Annotated in this window: 9 protein-coding genes; 3 read left to right on the top strand and 6 right to left on the bottom strand. The window is 62.8% G+C overall.

Going from position 1 to position 15553, the window contains the following annotated elements:
• Positions 1–58 precede the first annotated feature (58 nt).
• On the bottom strand, positions 59–1225 hold the full coding sequence (locus AAFH49_RS01070; RefSeq protein WP_342295339.1) for a 2-isopropylmalate synthase: 1167 nt from the start codon (positions 1223–1225) through the stop codon (positions 59–61).
• A gap of 166 nt (positions 1226–1391) precedes the next feature.
• Between AAFH49_RS01070 and AAFH49_RS01065 the strand changes: the two genes are divergently transcribed.
• The 3 genes from AAFH49_RS01065 to AAFH49_RS01055 all read left to right on the top strand — a co-directional run bounded on the left by AAFH49_RS01065 (position 1392) and on the right by AAFH49_RS01055 (position 7107).
• Complete coding sequence (locus AAFH49_RS01065; RefSeq protein ID WP_342295338.1) at positions 1392–2936, top strand: hypothetical protein; 1545 nt, start codon at positions 1392–1394, stop codon at positions 2934–2936.
• Positions 2937–3083: 147 nt separating this feature from the next.
• Complete coding sequence (locus tag AAFH49_RS01060; RefSeq protein WP_342295336.1) at positions 3084–3620, top strand: DUF4833 domain-containing protein; 537 nt, start codon at positions 3084–3086, stop codon at positions 3618–3620.
• Between the two features lie 118 nt (positions 3621–3738).
• The gene (locus tag AAFH49_RS01055) at positions 3739–7107 is read left to right on the top strand and encodes a cyclic nucleotide-binding domain-containing protein (protein WP_342295334.1); all 3369 of its coding nucleotides are present in this window, start codon (positions 3739–3741) and stop codon (positions 7105–7107) included.
• A gap of 88 nt (positions 7108–7195) precedes the next feature.
• On the opposite strand, the gene AAFH49_RS01050 is transcribed toward AAFH49_RS01055, so the two are convergent.
• From AAFH49_RS01050 to AAFH49_RS01030, 5 genes are all read right to left on the bottom strand, one after another.
• Positions 7196–8242 (bottom strand): adenylate/guanylate cyclase domain-containing protein, encoded by a 1047-nt coding sequence (locus AAFH49_RS01050; RefSeq protein ID WP_342295332.1) that lies wholly within the window; start codon positions 8240–8242, stop codon positions 7196–7198.
• Between the two features lie 84 nt (positions 8243–8326).
• Positions 8327–8704 carry a response regulator gene (locus tag AAFH49_RS01045; RefSeq protein ID WP_342295329.1) on the bottom strand — a complete coding sequence of 126 codons (378 nt, stop codon included), beginning with the start codon at positions 8702–8704 and terminating at the stop codon, positions 8327–8329.
• A 51-nt stretch (positions 8705–8755) separates the two neighbouring features.
• Positions 8756–11086 (bottom strand): ATP-binding protein, encoded by a 2331-nt coding sequence (locus AAFH49_RS01040; protein WP_342295327.1) that lies wholly within the window; start codon positions 11084–11086, stop codon positions 8756–8758.
• A gap of 13 nt (positions 11087–11099) precedes the next feature.
• A complete protein-coding gene (locus AAFH49_RS01035; RefSeq protein WP_342295324.1) occupies positions 11100–13388 on the bottom strand; it encodes an ATP-binding protein in 2289 nt (762 codons plus the stop codon).
• Positions 13389–13458: 70 nt separating this feature from the next.
• Entirely contained in the window at positions 13459–15468 is a 2010-nt protein-coding gene (locus tag AAFH49_RS01030; RefSeq protein WP_342295322.1) for a tetratricopeptide repeat-containing sensor histidine kinase, read from the bottom strand.
• Between the last annotated feature and the right edge of the window lie 85 nt (positions 15469–15553).

The raw sequence follows: 15553 nt of genomic DNA, 5'->3' as shown, positions 1-15553 counted from the left end.
TGGAAGCGGTGAGAGTGGTGTAAATTGCTTCGTTGGCAGCCATAATGTTAATTTTTAATCAATTAGCAGTTATAAGTTTTTCCTGTTCGACCAGCACATGCAGGTCTTCATCAACTACTTCGCGCTGACGGTCGGCCAGTTCCATAAAGCGTGCATAAGCTTTATTCAAAGCGACTTTCTCAAAATCGTAGCCCAGTTTCTGAAGGCGGTAGGCCAGCGCGGCGCGGCCGGAGCGGGCCGTAAGCACAATGGACGAATCGGCCACGCCGACCTCCTTGGGGTCAATGATTTCGTAGGTTTCGCGGTGCTTGATGATGCCGTCTTGGTGAATGCCGCTGCTGTGCGAAAAGGCATTCGCACCCACAATGGCCTTGTTGGGCTGCACGGGCATGGTCATCAGGTGCGACACCATGGCCGAGGTTTCGGCCAGCAGGCGGGTGTTGATGTTGGTGTGCAGGTCGAGGTAGGGGTGCTGGCGCAGAATCATCACCACTTCTTCGAGGGCCGTGTTGCCGGCGCGCTCGCCCACGCCATTTATCGTGCATTCAATCTGGCGGGCCCCGTTCATCACGCCCGCGATGGAGTTGGCGGTAGCCAGGCCGAGGTCGTTGTGGCAATGCGTGGAAAGCCGCACAGTATGGATGCCGCGCACGTTTTCGTGCAGGAATTTGATTTTCGCGCCGTATTCCTGGGGCAGGCAGTAGCCGGTGGTGTCGGGGATGTTGAGGACGGTGGCCCCGGCCCGGATGGCGGCCTCGCACACCTGGGCCAGAAACACGTTGTCGGTGCGGCCAGCGTCTTCGGCGTAGAATTCCACGTCCTCCACAAAGCTTTTGGCGAGCTTCACGGCGGCGATGGCGCGGGCCAGCACATCCTCCCGCGTGGTGCAGAGCTTGTGCTGAATGTGGACATCGGAAGTGCCGATACCGGTGTGGATGCGCGGGTAACGAGCGGGCCGCAGGGCCTCGGCGGCCACACGAATGTCGTTTTCGACGGCTCGCGAGAGGCCGCAGACGGTAGCTTCACGGGTTTGGGCGGCGATGGCCTGCACGGCGGCAAAATCGCCGGGGCTGGACACCGGAAAGCCGGCCTCGATGACATCGACGCCGAGCGATTCTAGCTGCCGGGCAATGAGAAGCTTCTCGTCGCGGTTTAGCTTGCAGCCCGGCACCTGTTCGCCGTCGCGGAGCGTGGTATCGAAGATTTGAATTTGCTGGGTTGCCATGCGATAATCGCCCGGAATCGGTGGGCTGCGGTTATGAATAGGTCGGCAAGAACTACCCCGCGCCAGCGCAGCAAAACCACGCTTTTGGAAATTCTACTATTTCCAAAAGCCGGCCTTCATCCATTAATCATTTATTTATCAGGTACTTGTTTTATTATTTCATACAATGCCTACGAAAAACCCGGAGCCTGTATTTCAGCTGATAAAGTCCCTGACGCGGACTGAAAAGCGCCATTTCCGGCTGTTTACCAACCGGCCGGGCGCGAGCGAGGACCTGAAATTCCTCTTACTTTTTGATGCCCTCGACGCACTGGAAACGGCTGACGACGCGGCCGTGCTGGCCCAGGTGCCCAGCCTGAAACGCGCGCAGCTGGCCAACCTCAAGGCCAACCTTTACCGGCAGCTACTAGCCAGCCTGCGCGTGTACCACGCCGGCCAGAACCCTGATATTCAGCTGCACGAGCAGCTCGACTACGCCCGCGTGCTCTACAACAAAGGCTTTTACCAGCAGGCCCTGCGCATGCTGGAGAAGGTGAAGCAGGGCGCACGCCAGGCCGAAATGCCGCACATCGTGCTGCTGGCGCTGGATTTCGAGAAGCTCATCGAAAGCCAGTACATCACCCGCAGCCTGAAGGACCGGGCCGATACCCTCACCGCCGAGGCCACCGATACCGTGGCGCACCTGGCCAACCAGCACGCGCTCAGCAACGCCTCGCTACGCCTCTACGGACTGTACCTCAAGGCCGGACACGCCCGCAACCGGGCCGACCACGAGCGCATCACGGCGTTTTTTCGGGAGAACATGCCGGTGGTTCCGGCCAATAATGGCGGCTTTTTTGAGAAGCTGTACTTCTACCAAGCGCACGTGTGGTACCACACGCTCGACCAGGATTTCCGGGCCGGCTACCGCTACGCCCAGAAGTGGGTTGATTTGTTTGAGGCCGCGCCGCACATGAAGGAGCTGCAGACGATGCTCTACATCAAGGGCCTGCACAACTTATTGGCTTCGCTTTACAATCTGCTGTACTACAGCAAATTCAAACAGGTATTGAATATCCTGGAAGAATTTGCCGCCAACCAGACCCGCCGCAGCAGCCCCAACACCGAAATCCTGCTGTTCCAGTACCTCTACACCAACCGCATCAACGCCTATTTCCTCGAAGGCCGCTTCACTGAGGGCCTGGAAATCATCCCGGACCTGCTGGAGCAACTGGAGCGCTACAAGCCGCAACTCGACCTGCACCGCACGCTGGTGCTGTACTACAAAATCGCCAGTCTGTATTTCGGCAGCGGCGAGTTCGTGAAGGCCATCGAATACCTGAACCTGATTATTCAGCACAAGGAATTGAGCCTGCGCGAGGACCTGCAATGCTTCGCCCGCATCCTGAACCTGATTGCTCACTATGAGGCCGGCGACGATGCCAGCCTGGACTATCAGATTCGCTCGGTGTACCATTTCCTGGGCAAGATGGACGACCAGCAGCCCATGCAGGTGGAGATTTTCCGGTTTCTGCGCACGGTGGGTAGCATCGCGCCGCACCAGGTGCGCGAGGCGTTTATCCGGCTGCGCGACAAGCTCATCGTCATCGCCGCCACACCTTATGAGAGCCGGCCGTTTTTGTATCTGGATATCGTGTCGTGGCTGGAAAGCAAGATTTCGAACGTGCCGGTGCAGGAGGTAATGCAGCGGAAGTTCCGGCAGATGAAGTAGCGCGGACTCTGCGAGTCCGCGAGCGAGCGCAGCGAGCATCGAGCGTATGGTGAGGTCCCGGTTGTTCGCTGCGCTCACTCGCGGACTCGCAGAGTCCACGCTACAGGCGGGCGTACCTTTGCGGACCAATTCACGCCCCCGAAAACAATGTCGGCAACGACCTTCCTACTGCTTTTCAACCTGCTCTTCGCCCTGCCGTCGGCCCCGAAACCGGCCACCGTATTCCCGGTGCCGAGCGGCGTGAGCAACCAACTGTTCTACCTGCAGCGCGACCCGAATACCAACACCGTCATCTACCAGCTGAACGTGGACCGCGCCGGCCACCTCAACGAAGACGAGCCCGTGAATGTGTTCTGGATTCGCTACGACGAGCACGGCGAGCGCAAGGATTTAAACTTCATCCAGCGCAAATTTGCCTACGGCCTCACGGCCGAAAAGCTGGCAACGGATAAATACGAGCTGAAATTCGCGGCTTACAATAAAGTCCGGTTCTTCCTGCTGCGCTCGCCGACGGATAAGGCTCTCCACGTCTACACCACCATCGCCGGCAAGCAGATTCAGCTGGAGCGCGTATTTCTGCGCATCGAGGGGGGCACCTTCTGGGTGCCGAATGTGAAGTACATCGAGTTCAAGGGCCTGAATACGTCTACTCTCCAACCGATAACGGAGCGGATAACGCTGTAGCGTGGTGTAGCGTGGACTTTTAGTCCGCGAGTAAAGGGATACGCGGGTGAAGAGTGAACAGACCGACCAGTCGGACTCCGCTACGCGCGGACTAAAAGTTCACGCTACATACCATCCCGTGTATCTTTGGCTACGGCCGTGCCGCCTGGCCCGGCTCCCTTTCCGCATGATTTCGGCCACCTCTCTGCAACGCCTCTTCGGCATCAAAGCCAGCGAAACCCGCACTGTGGGGCTGTTTTTGCTGCATAATTTCCTGCTCGGCATCGGTTCGGTGCTGGTGTATGTGGCGGCCAATGTGCTGCTGCTCGAGCACAATCCCGAGCATAGCTTGCCGCTGGGCTACATCGTGGGCGCGCTGGCTATGATGGCCGTGGGCAAGGTTTACACCCACTTCGAGCATCACTACCTGCTAAAAAAGCTGGCCGTGCGCGTGCTGCTGGCCGTGGTGGCGCTAGTAGGCGTGCTGGGCGTGTTGGTGGCCGTGGGCCATTCGGTGGCGGCAGCCGTGGCCATTATGGCCGGCTACCGCGTCATTTATCTCCTCACGAATCTCGAATTCTGGGGCATTTCGGCGGTGGTATTTGATGTGCGGCAGAGCAAGCGCCTGTTCAGCATCATCAGCTCGGGCGACATGCCGGCCAAGGCCTTGGGGGCAGTGCTGGCGGCTCTTATTCACGGCGACGCACAGCTGCCGGTGTTGCTGGGCGTGTCGTTTGTAGCCTACCTCGGGGCGTTGTTCACGCTGCGCGCCACGCTCAGCTCGCACGTGGTCGAGGCCACGGCGCGACCAGTACGGGCCGTGGCGCGGCCCCAGAAGAAACTGGTGCAGCAGCTCTTCGGCGGCAGCCAGCTGGTGCTGGCCATGTGCCTGAGCTTGGTGACCATCGCGGGCGTGATTACGGCCGTGGAATACATGTTTTTCCTGAACGTGAAGCACAAGTTTCATGAGTCGGAGGATGTGATGCAGTCGGTGGGCTGGCTGCTGGCGGCCACGTACTTAGCGGCCACGTTCTTCAAGCTGCTGGTGAGCCGGCAGGCGCTGGAACGCTACGGCGTACAGTGGTCGCTGCGGCTGCTGCCGGTGGTGGCCTTGGTGGCACTGGCCGTGTTTGGTGGCTACAAAGTGGCCAGCGGCTATTCGCAAACCGGGCAATTAGCCTTTTACTGCGGCTTGTATTTGCTGCTCGAAGTGCTGCGCCGCACCGTGTTCGACCCCGTGTTTCTGGTGCTGTTTCAGCCGCTGGCCCCGCCGCAACGGCTGGCCGCCCACACGCTGGCCAAAGGTTTTTATGAGCCGGCAGGCATGGCCCTGACGGGTGTACTGTTCTTCGCGCTGCGCTCCTCGGGCCTGCTCGATGGCAGCCTGCCCTTCTTCTGGATGGGCGCACTGCTGATATTATCCCTGCTTTTTTTGCGCCGCACCTATCTGAATTATCTGGCCGAATTGAAGGAAGGCTTGGGCCGCCGCTTCGCCGAAACCGCCGACCTGGCCCTGCCCGATGCGGCCCGCCACGTAGTGCTGGCCCACCTGCTCAGCCCCCACCCCACCGAGGTGCTAAATGCCGTGGCCTGGCTGCGCAAGCACGAGCCGCAAGCCCTCCCCGAACACGCCCCGCGCCTGCTCGAACACCCCGACGAACGGGTGCGCCTGGCCTTGCTGGCCACGCCCGAAGCACACCCGCTGCCCGTGGAAGCCCTCCAGGCCCTGGCCCTGCGCGACCCCGCCGCTACTGTGCGCGAAGCCGCTGCCCACCAGCTGGCCGCCGCCATCCCCGACGCGCCGGCCGTGGCCGCACTACTCGCCGGCGACGACCTGGCCGCCCGTCAGGGAGCCATTCGGGGCAGCCTGGAAACTGAGCCTCAGCACCAAGCCGCGCAGCACAGCCTGTATCTGCTGCTGCCCACCACCGGCCACAACCCGGCCCCCACCGCCGAACTGGCCGCTCTGACCCTGCTTCCACTTTTTCCGGTTGAGATTCAAAATGAGCTGATTGAGCGCCATCTTGCCAGCGCCGAGCCGGGAGTAGCCGAGGCCGCCCTCCGCGCTATCGGCACCGTGGGGCATCTGGAACTGGCCCATCACTTGCTGGCCGCCCTCGGCGATAAGCACCGCTGGCAGGCGGCCGCTGATAGCCTCGTGGCGCTGGGCCCGGCCGTGGTGCCGCTGGTACGCGAAGCCTTGTTGCGCGACGCCGAGCCCGCCCACCCGCAACGCCTGGCCTCGGTGCTGGAACGTCTCGATAACAGGGCCAGCCGTGCCGCACTGGTGGAGTTGGCCAAGCACCCGCACCTGTTTTCACGCGGGGTGGCGCTGCGGGCACTTCGCCGCTTCCCGGCCCGCAAGGCAGACCGGCCGGTATTTGAACAATTGCTGCGCGAAGAATTCACCCTGGCCGCGCAGTTGCTGCACGGGCTGGTGACGACGGGCGGCACAGACTTCACTGCTGCTATCGACTACGAATTGACGCTGTTGCACCAGCGCGTGTTCGGCCTGCTGGCCCAGCTCTTCGATGCCGAGCTGGTGGCCACGGCCCAGCGCAACGTGGCCCACGCCGCCCGCGAGCGCCAGGCCAACGCCCTCGAAATCCTCGACAATCTTATTCCCCGGCCCATTTACCAAGGCCTTCAGGCGCTGCTCGATGACTCGCCCGTGGCCGAAAAGGCCCGACTGTTCACTAGCCTTACGGCGCATAGCGCGCCGGCCCGTCCGCACCCGATGGTGGCAATGGGCGCGGCCTCAGCCGCTGGCAGCGCGGTGGCCCCGCCGCCGCACCTGGTAGCCGAGCTACCACTTACCACCGAAGCCCTGCCCACGCTACTGCTGCGGCGCGGCCACGTCGCCTTCACCTCCTGGACGCTGAGCGTGGCCCTGCGCCACTGGCAGCCCACCGAACCCGATGCGCTGGCCCTACTGCGCCCCTACTTCACTTCGCCTTACCTGCTGTTGCGCGATAGCGCCCAACTAGCCGCCGCCGCGCTGGCTGCCCACCGGGGCCAGCCCTTATCCGCCCTCAATCTTCCCGCCATGAGCCATTCACACGCCGCCGAGTCTAAAATCTCCGCCCTGGAGCGGGTGGTGGTGCTCAAAAGCACCGCCCTGTTTGCCACCACGCCCGAAAACGTGCTCAGCAGCATCGTGCCCATCATGAAGGAAGTGACGTTCCGGGAGGGCGAGGAAATCTTTGCCAAAGGCGACATTGGCACCTCGCTTTTCATCGTGCACGATGGGCAGGTGGGCGTTTTCAACGGCCCGCAGCAGCTGGCTACTTTCGGACCGGGCGACTTTTTTGGCGAGCTGGCTTTGCTCGATGCGGAGCCGCGCTCGGCCACGGCGGCGGCGCTGAGCGAAGTGCTCGCCTTCCGCATCGACCAAGAGGATTTCTACGACGTGATGGAGGAACGCGGCGAGGTGCTGCGCAATATCCTGCGCATGCTGTGCCAGCGGATTCGCACGCAGAATGAAAAGATGCGGGAGTTGGCGGGATGAGCAGCCGTAGCGTGGACTCTGAGAATCCGCGCCTGAACGAGCCTTCCGCAGCCAGCAAGGCGCGGACTCTCAGAGTCCACGTTACACGCTACTCCACCACCTCGTAAATCTTCACCGGCAGCGCCTTGTTCTTCAGCGTTACCTCGCTCACGAACTGGCAGTGGAAGGACTCTTTCACCCGTTCGTACACGGCTTCGCTGATTATAATCTGACCGGCTTTGGCGGCGGACTGCAGGCGTTGCGACATGTTTACCACGTCGCCAATCACGGTGTAATCCAGGCGTTTGAGGGAGGCCGAGCCGATGTTGCCGGATACGACTTCGCCAGTGTTCACGCCGATGCTGACTTGGGGGCGGTAGTCAAAGCCAGCGGGCAGCGGGGCCTGGCTTTGTTGCAGGGCGGTGCGGGCGGAGAGGGCGGCGTCGATGGCGCGGTCGAGGTGGTGCTCGCCCCGGAACACGGCCATCACGGCATCGCCCATGAACTTATCGACGTGGCCACCCTGGGCGATGAACTCCTTCACCACCAGGTCGAAATAGGTATTGAGCAGGCTCACTACGTCGGTGGGCGGCATCTTTTCGGCTAGGGCGGTGAAGCCGCAGATGTCGAGAAAAACTACGGTGGCTTCCACGGTTTCGGAGGCCAGGAGGCGGTTTTCGAAGTCGGGCCGCGTCATGAAATTGAGCACGGTTTCGTCGACGTACATCTTCAGGATGTTGTTTTCCTGGATGGCGCGGAGGGTGTCGCGCAGCTGGCGCACCTGGTCGGCGGTTTTTTCGATGGTCAGCTCCAGGTCGGCAAAATCGACGGGCTTCACCACGAAATCGAACGCGCCCCGGTTCATGGCCGTGCGCAGGTTGCCCATGTCGCCGTAGGCCGACACGATGACCGTTTTCATGGCCGGGTGCTCGGTGTGGGTGCGCGTGAGCAGCGTGAGGCCGTCCATCACCGGCATGTTGATGTCGCTGAGAATGACGTCGGTATCCGGGTGTTCGGTGATGCGCTCCAGGGCTTCCTGGCCGTTGGTGGCGAAGAGAAACTCGTAGGTGCTCTCCCGGATTTTGCGCCGAAACTTCTGCTTGATAAGCAGTTCGAGGTCGGCTTCGTCATCGACCACCAGAATTTTGGTTTTCATAGGATTGGCAGAAGGCGAATAATTGGACGAAAATACGTCAGAAAAGGATGGCGCTCAGATTATCGCTCGTTTTTCTACGCCGCCTTAGGGCAGCAGGTGCTGCAATTTCTCCTTTAGCACGGCAAAATCTACGGGCTTGGTCAGGAAATCATTGGCCCCCAGGCTCATGGCTTGCTGGTAGCTGGCGTTGTCGCCGTAGGCCGTAATCATCATCATGGTGGTGGGCGGCATCTCGAACTCCTCCTTGACGTGGCCGAGCAGGTCGAGGCCGCTCATGCCGGGCATGTTGATGTCGGAGAGAATGATGAGGACTTCGGAGTGGTGGGCGCGCAGGTAGGTCAGGGCTTCCTCGCCCGAAAAGGCGAAGCTGAAGCTCATTTCGCCGTTACGGATTTCGCGGCGGAAGCGCTGCAGAAATAGGTCGCGCACATCGGTTTCGTCGTCAACAACCAGAATTTGCATGGGGCGGAGGCGGGGAAAATTAGTCGGGCCAAAGGTAGGTTACGGCCCGGCTTAGGCGGGTAGGCCAATGAGAAATTTGGTGCCCTTGCCGGGCTCGCTCGCCACGGCCAGCGTGCCGCCGTGGGCTTTGGTGATGATGTCGTAACTCAGCGACAAGCCCAGGCCGGTGCCCTCGCCCGTGGGCTTGGTGGTGAAGAAGGGTTGGAAAATCTTGGCCCTGACATCGGCGGGAATTCCCGTGCCATTGTCGGAAACCTGGACCTCAACCTGCTTACCCACCTGCTTGGTGCTCACCGTGACTCTGGGCTGATAACCCACTTCACCCGTCTGTTGGCGCTGTTGCACGGCGTAGAAGGCGTTGCTGAACAGGTTGAGCAGCACCCGGCCCAGGTCGGCCCCCACGGCTTCGACTAGTGGCAGGCCGGGCGCAAAGTCAGTTTCCAGCTTCGCGTTGAAGGTTTTGTCCTTGGCCCGCAGGCCCTGGTAGGCCAGGCGCAGGTACTCGTCGGTGAGCTGGTTCAGGTCGGTGGGGGCGCGCTCGCCGGTGCTCGTGCGCGAGTGCTCCAGCATGCCCTTGACGATGGCCGCCGCCCGCCGGCCGTGGTGGCTGATTTTGCCCAGGTTCTGCCGCAGGTCGCTCACCAGCTCGGCCTCTAGCGCCACGTCACGCATGCCTTTGGCCTGCTCCTCTTCCAGTTCCTCCAACAGCTCGGTGCTCACTTCCGAGAAGTTGTTGACGAAGTTGAGCGGGTTCTGAATCTCGTGGGCGATGCCGGCGGTAAGCTCGCCCAGGCTGGCCATCTTCTCCTTCTGGATGAGCTGGGCCTGCGTGGCCCGTAGGTCCGTCAGGGACTGGTCGAGCTGGTCGCGCTGGGTTTGCAGCTCCTGCTTCTGGGCAGTCACGGCTTCGTTGAGGAGGCTCAGCGCCGCGTTGGCCCGCTGCTGGCGGCGGTTGCTGCGCCAGAGCAAAAACGAGAACCCGCCAATCAGCGCCAGCACCGTGAGCACGGCCCCGAGCACCCAGCGTTGGCGGCGGGCCCGCACCACGTCCTGCTGCTGGCTTTCGCGCAAGCGGGCGATGCGGGCCGTTTGGGCGCGGTCGGCCTGCTCAATCTCAAACTGCGCCACCTGCAGGGCGCCTTGGCCATCGCTCAGCGTGTCGGCCAAAGCCGTAGCGGCCTGATAATACCGGGCGGCGGGTGCCATTTGCCCGCGTGCCTGATAGTGGCGGGCCAAGGCGCGCAAGTAGGCCAGGCGCAGCGGCGTGCTGTGGGCATCGACGGCTTTGCGGTAGGCCTGTAGCCAGTAGGTTTCGGCGATGGCCGGCTTGCGCCGGGCTTCGTAATAGCGCGCCCAGGCCGCGTCCAGTTCCAGGGGAGCGGCCGTGATGACCAGCGGCAGCTTTAGCGAATCGGCCAGGGGCTGGGTATGCTGTAGCAGCACGCCGGCTTCGGCTACCCGGCCCAGCGCGAGCAGCGCCTGGCTTTTCAGCACCCAGGCAAAGGCCCTGATACGTAGCATGCCCAGCGGTACGGGTCCTGAGACGACGGTGGAGTTTTTTAGGACCTGGTCGGCCGCGCGCAGGGCGGCCGGGTAGTTCTGTTGCTGCAGGTAAACATTGCCAAGCGCGCGAAACAGGGCCACGCGTTGGGAAGCGCTGGTCAGGCCAGGCTCTGCCAAGTGCAGGTAACGCAAGGCTTTGGCGTAGTTGCCCCACTTCCCATAGCTGGCTCCCGCACTCAATAGAAAGATGCGGTAGAGGGAAGACGAAACCGGGCGGACCAGCGCGGCGGCCCGCAGGTACTGGCTGGTGGCTTGGTTATAATCGCCACGATAGGTGTAGGAGCCCCCCAGCGCGTGATGGCACACTGCCAGGCTGATAGTATCGCCACTGCGGAGGTATTGGGCACATTTGGCTTGGTAATACGCCAGCCGGGCACCTTCGCGGTTGAGGGTGCTGAAGGCCTCGCGTAGGCGGGCGAGCGGCCAAGACGCCGGCCGGTGCAGCCGGTCGAAAGCCGTCACGGCCGCTTGCAGACTGTCGAGCGCCGCCACTCCGTTGGCCTGTACTCCGGCGAGCAGCAGGCGGTAGGCGCGGTGTTCCGGGCGGCGTAGGCGCTTCGTAAGCACCACGACCGTCGCCATGTCGGACATAACCGGGTCTAGGGAGTACAGCGAGCAATCTATCAGGTGCAGCAGGGTGCGCAGCCGCGCCGTATCGGTCCGCTGCGCCGCCAGCACCCGGCGCAGCGAGTCGGGCGAAGCGGCCCAATAGCGGTGCGGAAAGGGTTGGGCCCTTACCGGACCACCTGCCAGGAGCAGCGCCAGCAGGCCCACCAAGAAGCCGGCGTGTTTCAGCCGGCGCAGCGTAGGGGTCGACATAAAAGCAAGAGAGTTAGGCGGGTAGGCAAATCGTAAACGTAGCACCCTCCCCCGGCTGGCTTTCGGCCGCGATGGTGCCGCCGTGGCCCTGGGCGATGATGTCGTGCGAAAGCGAGAGGCCCAGGCCCGTGCCCTCGCCCGTGGGCTTGGTCGTGAAAAACGGCTGGAAGATTTTCGCCTGCACCTCGGCCGCCATGCCCGTGCCGTTGTCGGCCACCCGAATGGCCACGTGCCCGTTCACGCGCTGCGTCGACACGCTCACGGTCGGGGCATAGCCGGTTTCGCCCGCTTGCTGGCGCTGTTGTACGGCGTAGAAGGCGTTGCTGAATAAATTGAGCAAGACCCGGCCCAGGTCGCCGGCCACAGCTTCGACCAGCGGCAAGCCGGGCGCGAAGTCGGTTTTCAGCGCGGCGTTGAAGGACTTGTCTTTGGCCCGCAGGCCCTGGTAGGCCAGGCGCAGGTACTCATGGGTGAGCTGGTTCAGGTCGGTGGGGGCGCGCTCGCCGGTGCTCGTGCGCGAGTGCTCCAGCATGCCCTTGACGATGGCCGCCGCCCGCCGGCCGTGGTGGCTGATTTTGCCCAGGTTCTGCCGCAGGTCGCTCACCAGCTCGGCCTCTAGCGCCACGTCACGCATGCCTTTGGCCTGCTCCTCTTCCAGTTCCTCCAACAGCTCGGTGCTCACTTCCGAGAAGTTGTTGACGAAGTTGAGCGGGTTCTGAATCTCGTGGGCGATGCCGGCGGTAAGCTCGCCCAGGCTGGCCATCTTCTCCTTCTGGATGAGTTGGGCCTGCGTGGACCGCAACTCCGTCAGGGAGGTATCGAGCTGGTCGCGCTGGATTTGCAGGTCCTGCTTCTGGGCCGTGACGAGGTGTTTGAGGCGCTCGGAGCGGCGGAAGGCGTAGTAGAACACGGCGGCTAGCACCAATAGCATCACCACGCCACTCAGCAGAAACGCGCCCACGATGCGCTGCTGCCGGTCGCGGGCGGCGGCCAGGGTTTGCTTTTGGCGCAGCCCCGCAATGCGGTCGTTCTGGGCACGCTCGGCCTGTTGGCCCTCATATTGCGCCACGTGAAACTGGCCCTGGGCGGTTTCGAGCGAGTCGGCCAGGGCGGTGGCGGCCAGGGCGTAGCGGGCGGCTGGGGCGGACTGGCCACGCTGCTGGTAGAAGCGGCCCAGCTCGCGCAGGTAGGCCAGGCGCAGGGGCGTGGAGCGTGACTCCTGCGCCTGGCGGTAGGCGGCCAGCCAGTGCGTTTCGGCGCGGACCGGCTCGCCGCGGGCCGCATAGTAGCGCGCCCAGGTGGCATTCAGCTCAAAGTTGCCCGCCGGACCAGTTACGGGTAGATGCAGGGAGTCGGCCAGGCGCTGGGCCGGGGGCAGCAGCCGGCCGGCCTCGGCCACCCGGCCCTGGCCCAGCAGCACGGCACTTTTGACCACCAGCCCATATGCTTTTTGAAAGGGCGGCACCGTGTCGCGCGGTGACTGAGGGCTCAGGGCGCGGTCGGCGTAGCGCATGGCCAGCGGGTAGCGGTGCTGCCGGCGGTAGGCGTCGGCAATGGCCCGGTTCAAAAATCCCCAGTTGCCGGCACTGGTTCCCGCCCAGCCCACGGCTTGCCGCAGGTAGGGCATGGCCCGGTCGTAATTACCCCACTGCACGTAGGAAGCCCCGATTACAGCCACCTCGTTGTAATAGAAAAAGGGGCTGAAGGGCCGGAACAGCTCCGCCGAGCGCAGGTAGTAGCTGATGGACTGGTTGTAGTCGCCCCGGTAGGCGTAGTAGCCGCCCAGCGCGTGGCAGCAGGCGGCCATGTTTTTGGTGGCGTGGCGCTTTTCATAGAAGGCCAGCTTGGCCTGGTAATAGGCGTGCTTGGCCTCCTGCCGGTTGAGCTGGTTAAACAGCACCCGAATTCCGATGAGCAGGTTGGGCGCGGGATGGCCCAGCGAATCGAATGCCGTCACCGTCGCCTGCAAGCTGTCGAGGACTGCGGGTAGGGTTGCGCGATTATCCGGTAGCCGGATAGCACCCAGCAGCCGGCGGTAAGGACGGTAATCGGGGCGGTGCAACCGCCCGGTTAGGGCCACCAATTCGGTTAGCTCGGCATCCCGAGCACTAATAGGCTCCAAATCAGCCAGGTGGCGAAGCGTGCGCAGGCGGGCGGTATCGGCGCGCTGGGTGGCCAGCACCCGGCGTAGCGAGTCGGTATTGGTATCCCAGTAGCGGCGGCTGGGCGTAGGCTGGGCGGCCAGCGGGCCGCTCAGCAGCAGAAGCAGCCCCAAGGCCACAAGCAGTAGAAAGTGACGCATAGGCAACAGCGAATCACCACGCAGCGAACTACTTCTCGTGGCCAGAATTATTCCCGGTTAAAATTGGGATTTATCCCGGCAAGCTAATCACGAATTCGGTGCCTTCGCCCTCCCGGCTTTGCACGGCCAGGGTGCCGCCATGGCCCTTGGTCACAATTTCGTGGCTCATGGACAGGCCCAAGCCCGTGCCCTCGCCCACCGGCTTGGTGGTGAAGAAAGGCTGGAACACCTTGGCCTTCACCTTCTCTGACATGCCCGTGCCGTTGTCCCGAATGCTGATTTCGACCTGCCCCGCCGTCACCCGGCTGCTCACCGTGAGGGCCGGCTGATAATCGGGGCCGGATTGCTGGCGCTGGCGCTGCTGCACGGCATGGAAGGCATTGGTAAACAGATTAATCAGCACCCGGCTCAGGTCCTGCGGCACTACTGATACGGGCGGCAGCGCCGGGTCGAGCTGGGTGATGAGTTCGGCGGTGAAGTCCTTGTCCTTGGTGCGCAGGCCCTGGTAGGCCAGGCGCAGGCTTTCCTCGATGAGGGCGTTGAGGTCGGTGGGCAGGCGCTGGCTGGTGCCGGTGCGTGAGTGCTCCAGCATGCCCTTGATGATGGACGTGGCCCGCTGCCCGTGCTGGCTGATTTGCTTGAGGTTCTGCTTCAGGCCGTCGAGGATTTCGCGCTCTAAGGTGGTGTCGCGGGCGGGGTTGTGGGGGTCGCCGTTTATCTCGTCCACCAGCTCGGTGCTCACTTCGGCGAAGTTCTTCACGAAGTTGAGCGGGTTTTGCAGCTCGTGGGCAATGCCGGCGGTGAGCTCGCCCAGGAAGGCCATTTTCTCGCGCTGCACCAGCTGGTCCTGAGCAGTTTTGAGCTCGGCCAGCGACTGCTCCAGCGCCCGGCGGGCGCGCTCTTCCTGGCGGCCGTGGCGGGCCAGAATTACGGCCAGCACCAGCAGGCCCACCAGGCCGGCCACCAGCCCGGCGGTACGGTAGCGGGCGCGCAGCGCGGCCTGGCTGGCGGCCACTTCCTGCATCCGCTGCTGCTCGCGGTAGTTGAGGCTTTGCAGGCGCATCACCTTCTCCTGGCCGAAGAGCGTATCCTTCATCACCAGCATGAGGCTCTGGTATTTGAGGGCGCTGTCGGGGCGGCCGCGCTGCTTGAAATCCTGGGTGAGCAGGGTGCTGGCATTGAGCACGCCGCGCAGGAAGCCGTTGGTCTGGGCTGCCTGGCAACCCAGCCGGGCGTAATAAATGCTGGAATCGGGCTGGCCGATTTTTTGATACAATTCGGCCAAGCCTACGTAAGCAAAATTGAGGCTGCGCAAGTGGTGCACCTTCTTCGATTCGGCAATGCTCTGGTGGTAGAAGGTGCGGGCCTGCGCCACCTGGCCGCTTTTGCGGGCCACGTTGCCCAGGCCGTACAGAATGTAGTTGGTAGGAGTGTGCAGGCGGCGGGCCAAGGCGTAGGCCCGCTCCTGAAAAATCCGGGACGAATCAATCTGACCAAACAAGTCATACGCCAGCCCGATGTTGCTTAGCTCAATCACCGTGCGGTGCTCGTCGTGCAGCTGCTCGCCAATTTTCAGGGCGCGGAAATAGTAGGCCAGCCCCTGGCGCTTGTCGCGTAGGTACACGTAAATGATGCCGATGCTGCGCAGGTTCTGGGCTATCAAGCCCTGGTCGTGGGTGGTTTCGGCGATGCGCAGCGACTGCTGAAACACCTCCAGCGAACGCGCCAGGTTGCTCTCGCGCAGGGCGGCCCCCAGGCGGTTGAGGGCCGCACCCTCGCCCTGCTGGTAGTGAATGCGGCGGGCCAGGGCCAGCGCTTTGTTGGCGTATACGGCGGCCGAGTCGGTGTGCTGGGTCCAGAGCTGGTCGCTGATTTGGCAGAGCAGCGTTACCCGGTCGAAGTCGGTTTGGGGCAGCGTGAGCAGGTGGCGCAGGCTGTCCACGGCCGCGCCCGGCGTTGGCGTTCCGGCCGCTCGCGGCCCGGCCACCACCGGCCCCGGGCCCGCCAGCAGCACGGCCAGCACTATGCCCAGCCAGCCAAGCCTGCGAAGAGCTGAAACCCGGGTAATAATAGAAATCAACGAACTGGTTCTAAGGGAAACAAAGTAAAAAAAGCCGGCGCTTATTCACTTAAGCAACAGGCCAAAGCCCAGCCCTAACCGCTAA

The organism is Hymenobacter segetis (assembly GCF_038448715.1).
In the GTDB taxonomy this organism is placed as follows: Bacteria; Bacteroidota; Bacteroidia; order Cytophagales; family Hymenobacteraceae; genus Hymenobacter; species Hymenobacter segetis.
Note: the sequence above shows the minus strand (reverse complement) of the source record. Positions and strands in the feature narration are given on the sequence as shown.

Excerpts from the sequence above, each read along its gene's own strand:
- AAFH49_RS01070 (WP_342295339.1), bottom strand. The coding sequence starts at position 1,225 with ATGGCAACCCAGCAAATTCAAATCTTCGATACCACGCTCCGCGACGGC.
- AAFH49_RS01065 (WP_342295338.1), top strand. The coding sequence starts at position 1,392 with ATGCCTACGAAAAACCCGGAGCCTGTATTTCAGCTGATAAAGTCCCTG.
- AAFH49_RS01060 (WP_342295336.1), top strand. The coding sequence starts at position 3,084 with ATGTCGGCAACGACCTTCCTACTGCTTTTCAACCTGCTCTTCGCCCTG.
- AAFH49_RS01050 (WP_342295332.1), bottom strand. The coding sequence starts at position 8,242 with ATGAAAACCAAAATTCTGGTGGTCGATGACGAAGCCGACCTCGAACTG.
- AAFH49_RS01045 (WP_342295329.1), bottom strand. The coding sequence starts at position 8,704 with ATGCAAATTCTGGTTGTTGACGACGAAACCGATGTGCGCGACCTATTT.
- AAFH49_RS01040 (WP_342295327.1), bottom strand. The coding sequence starts at position 11,086 with ATGTCGACCCCTACGCTGCGCCGGCTGAAACACGCCGGCTTCTTGGTG.
- AAFH49_RS01035 (WP_342295324.1), bottom strand. The coding sequence starts at position 13,388 with ATGCGTCACTTTCTACTGCTTGTGGCCTTGGGGCTGCTTCTGCTGCTG.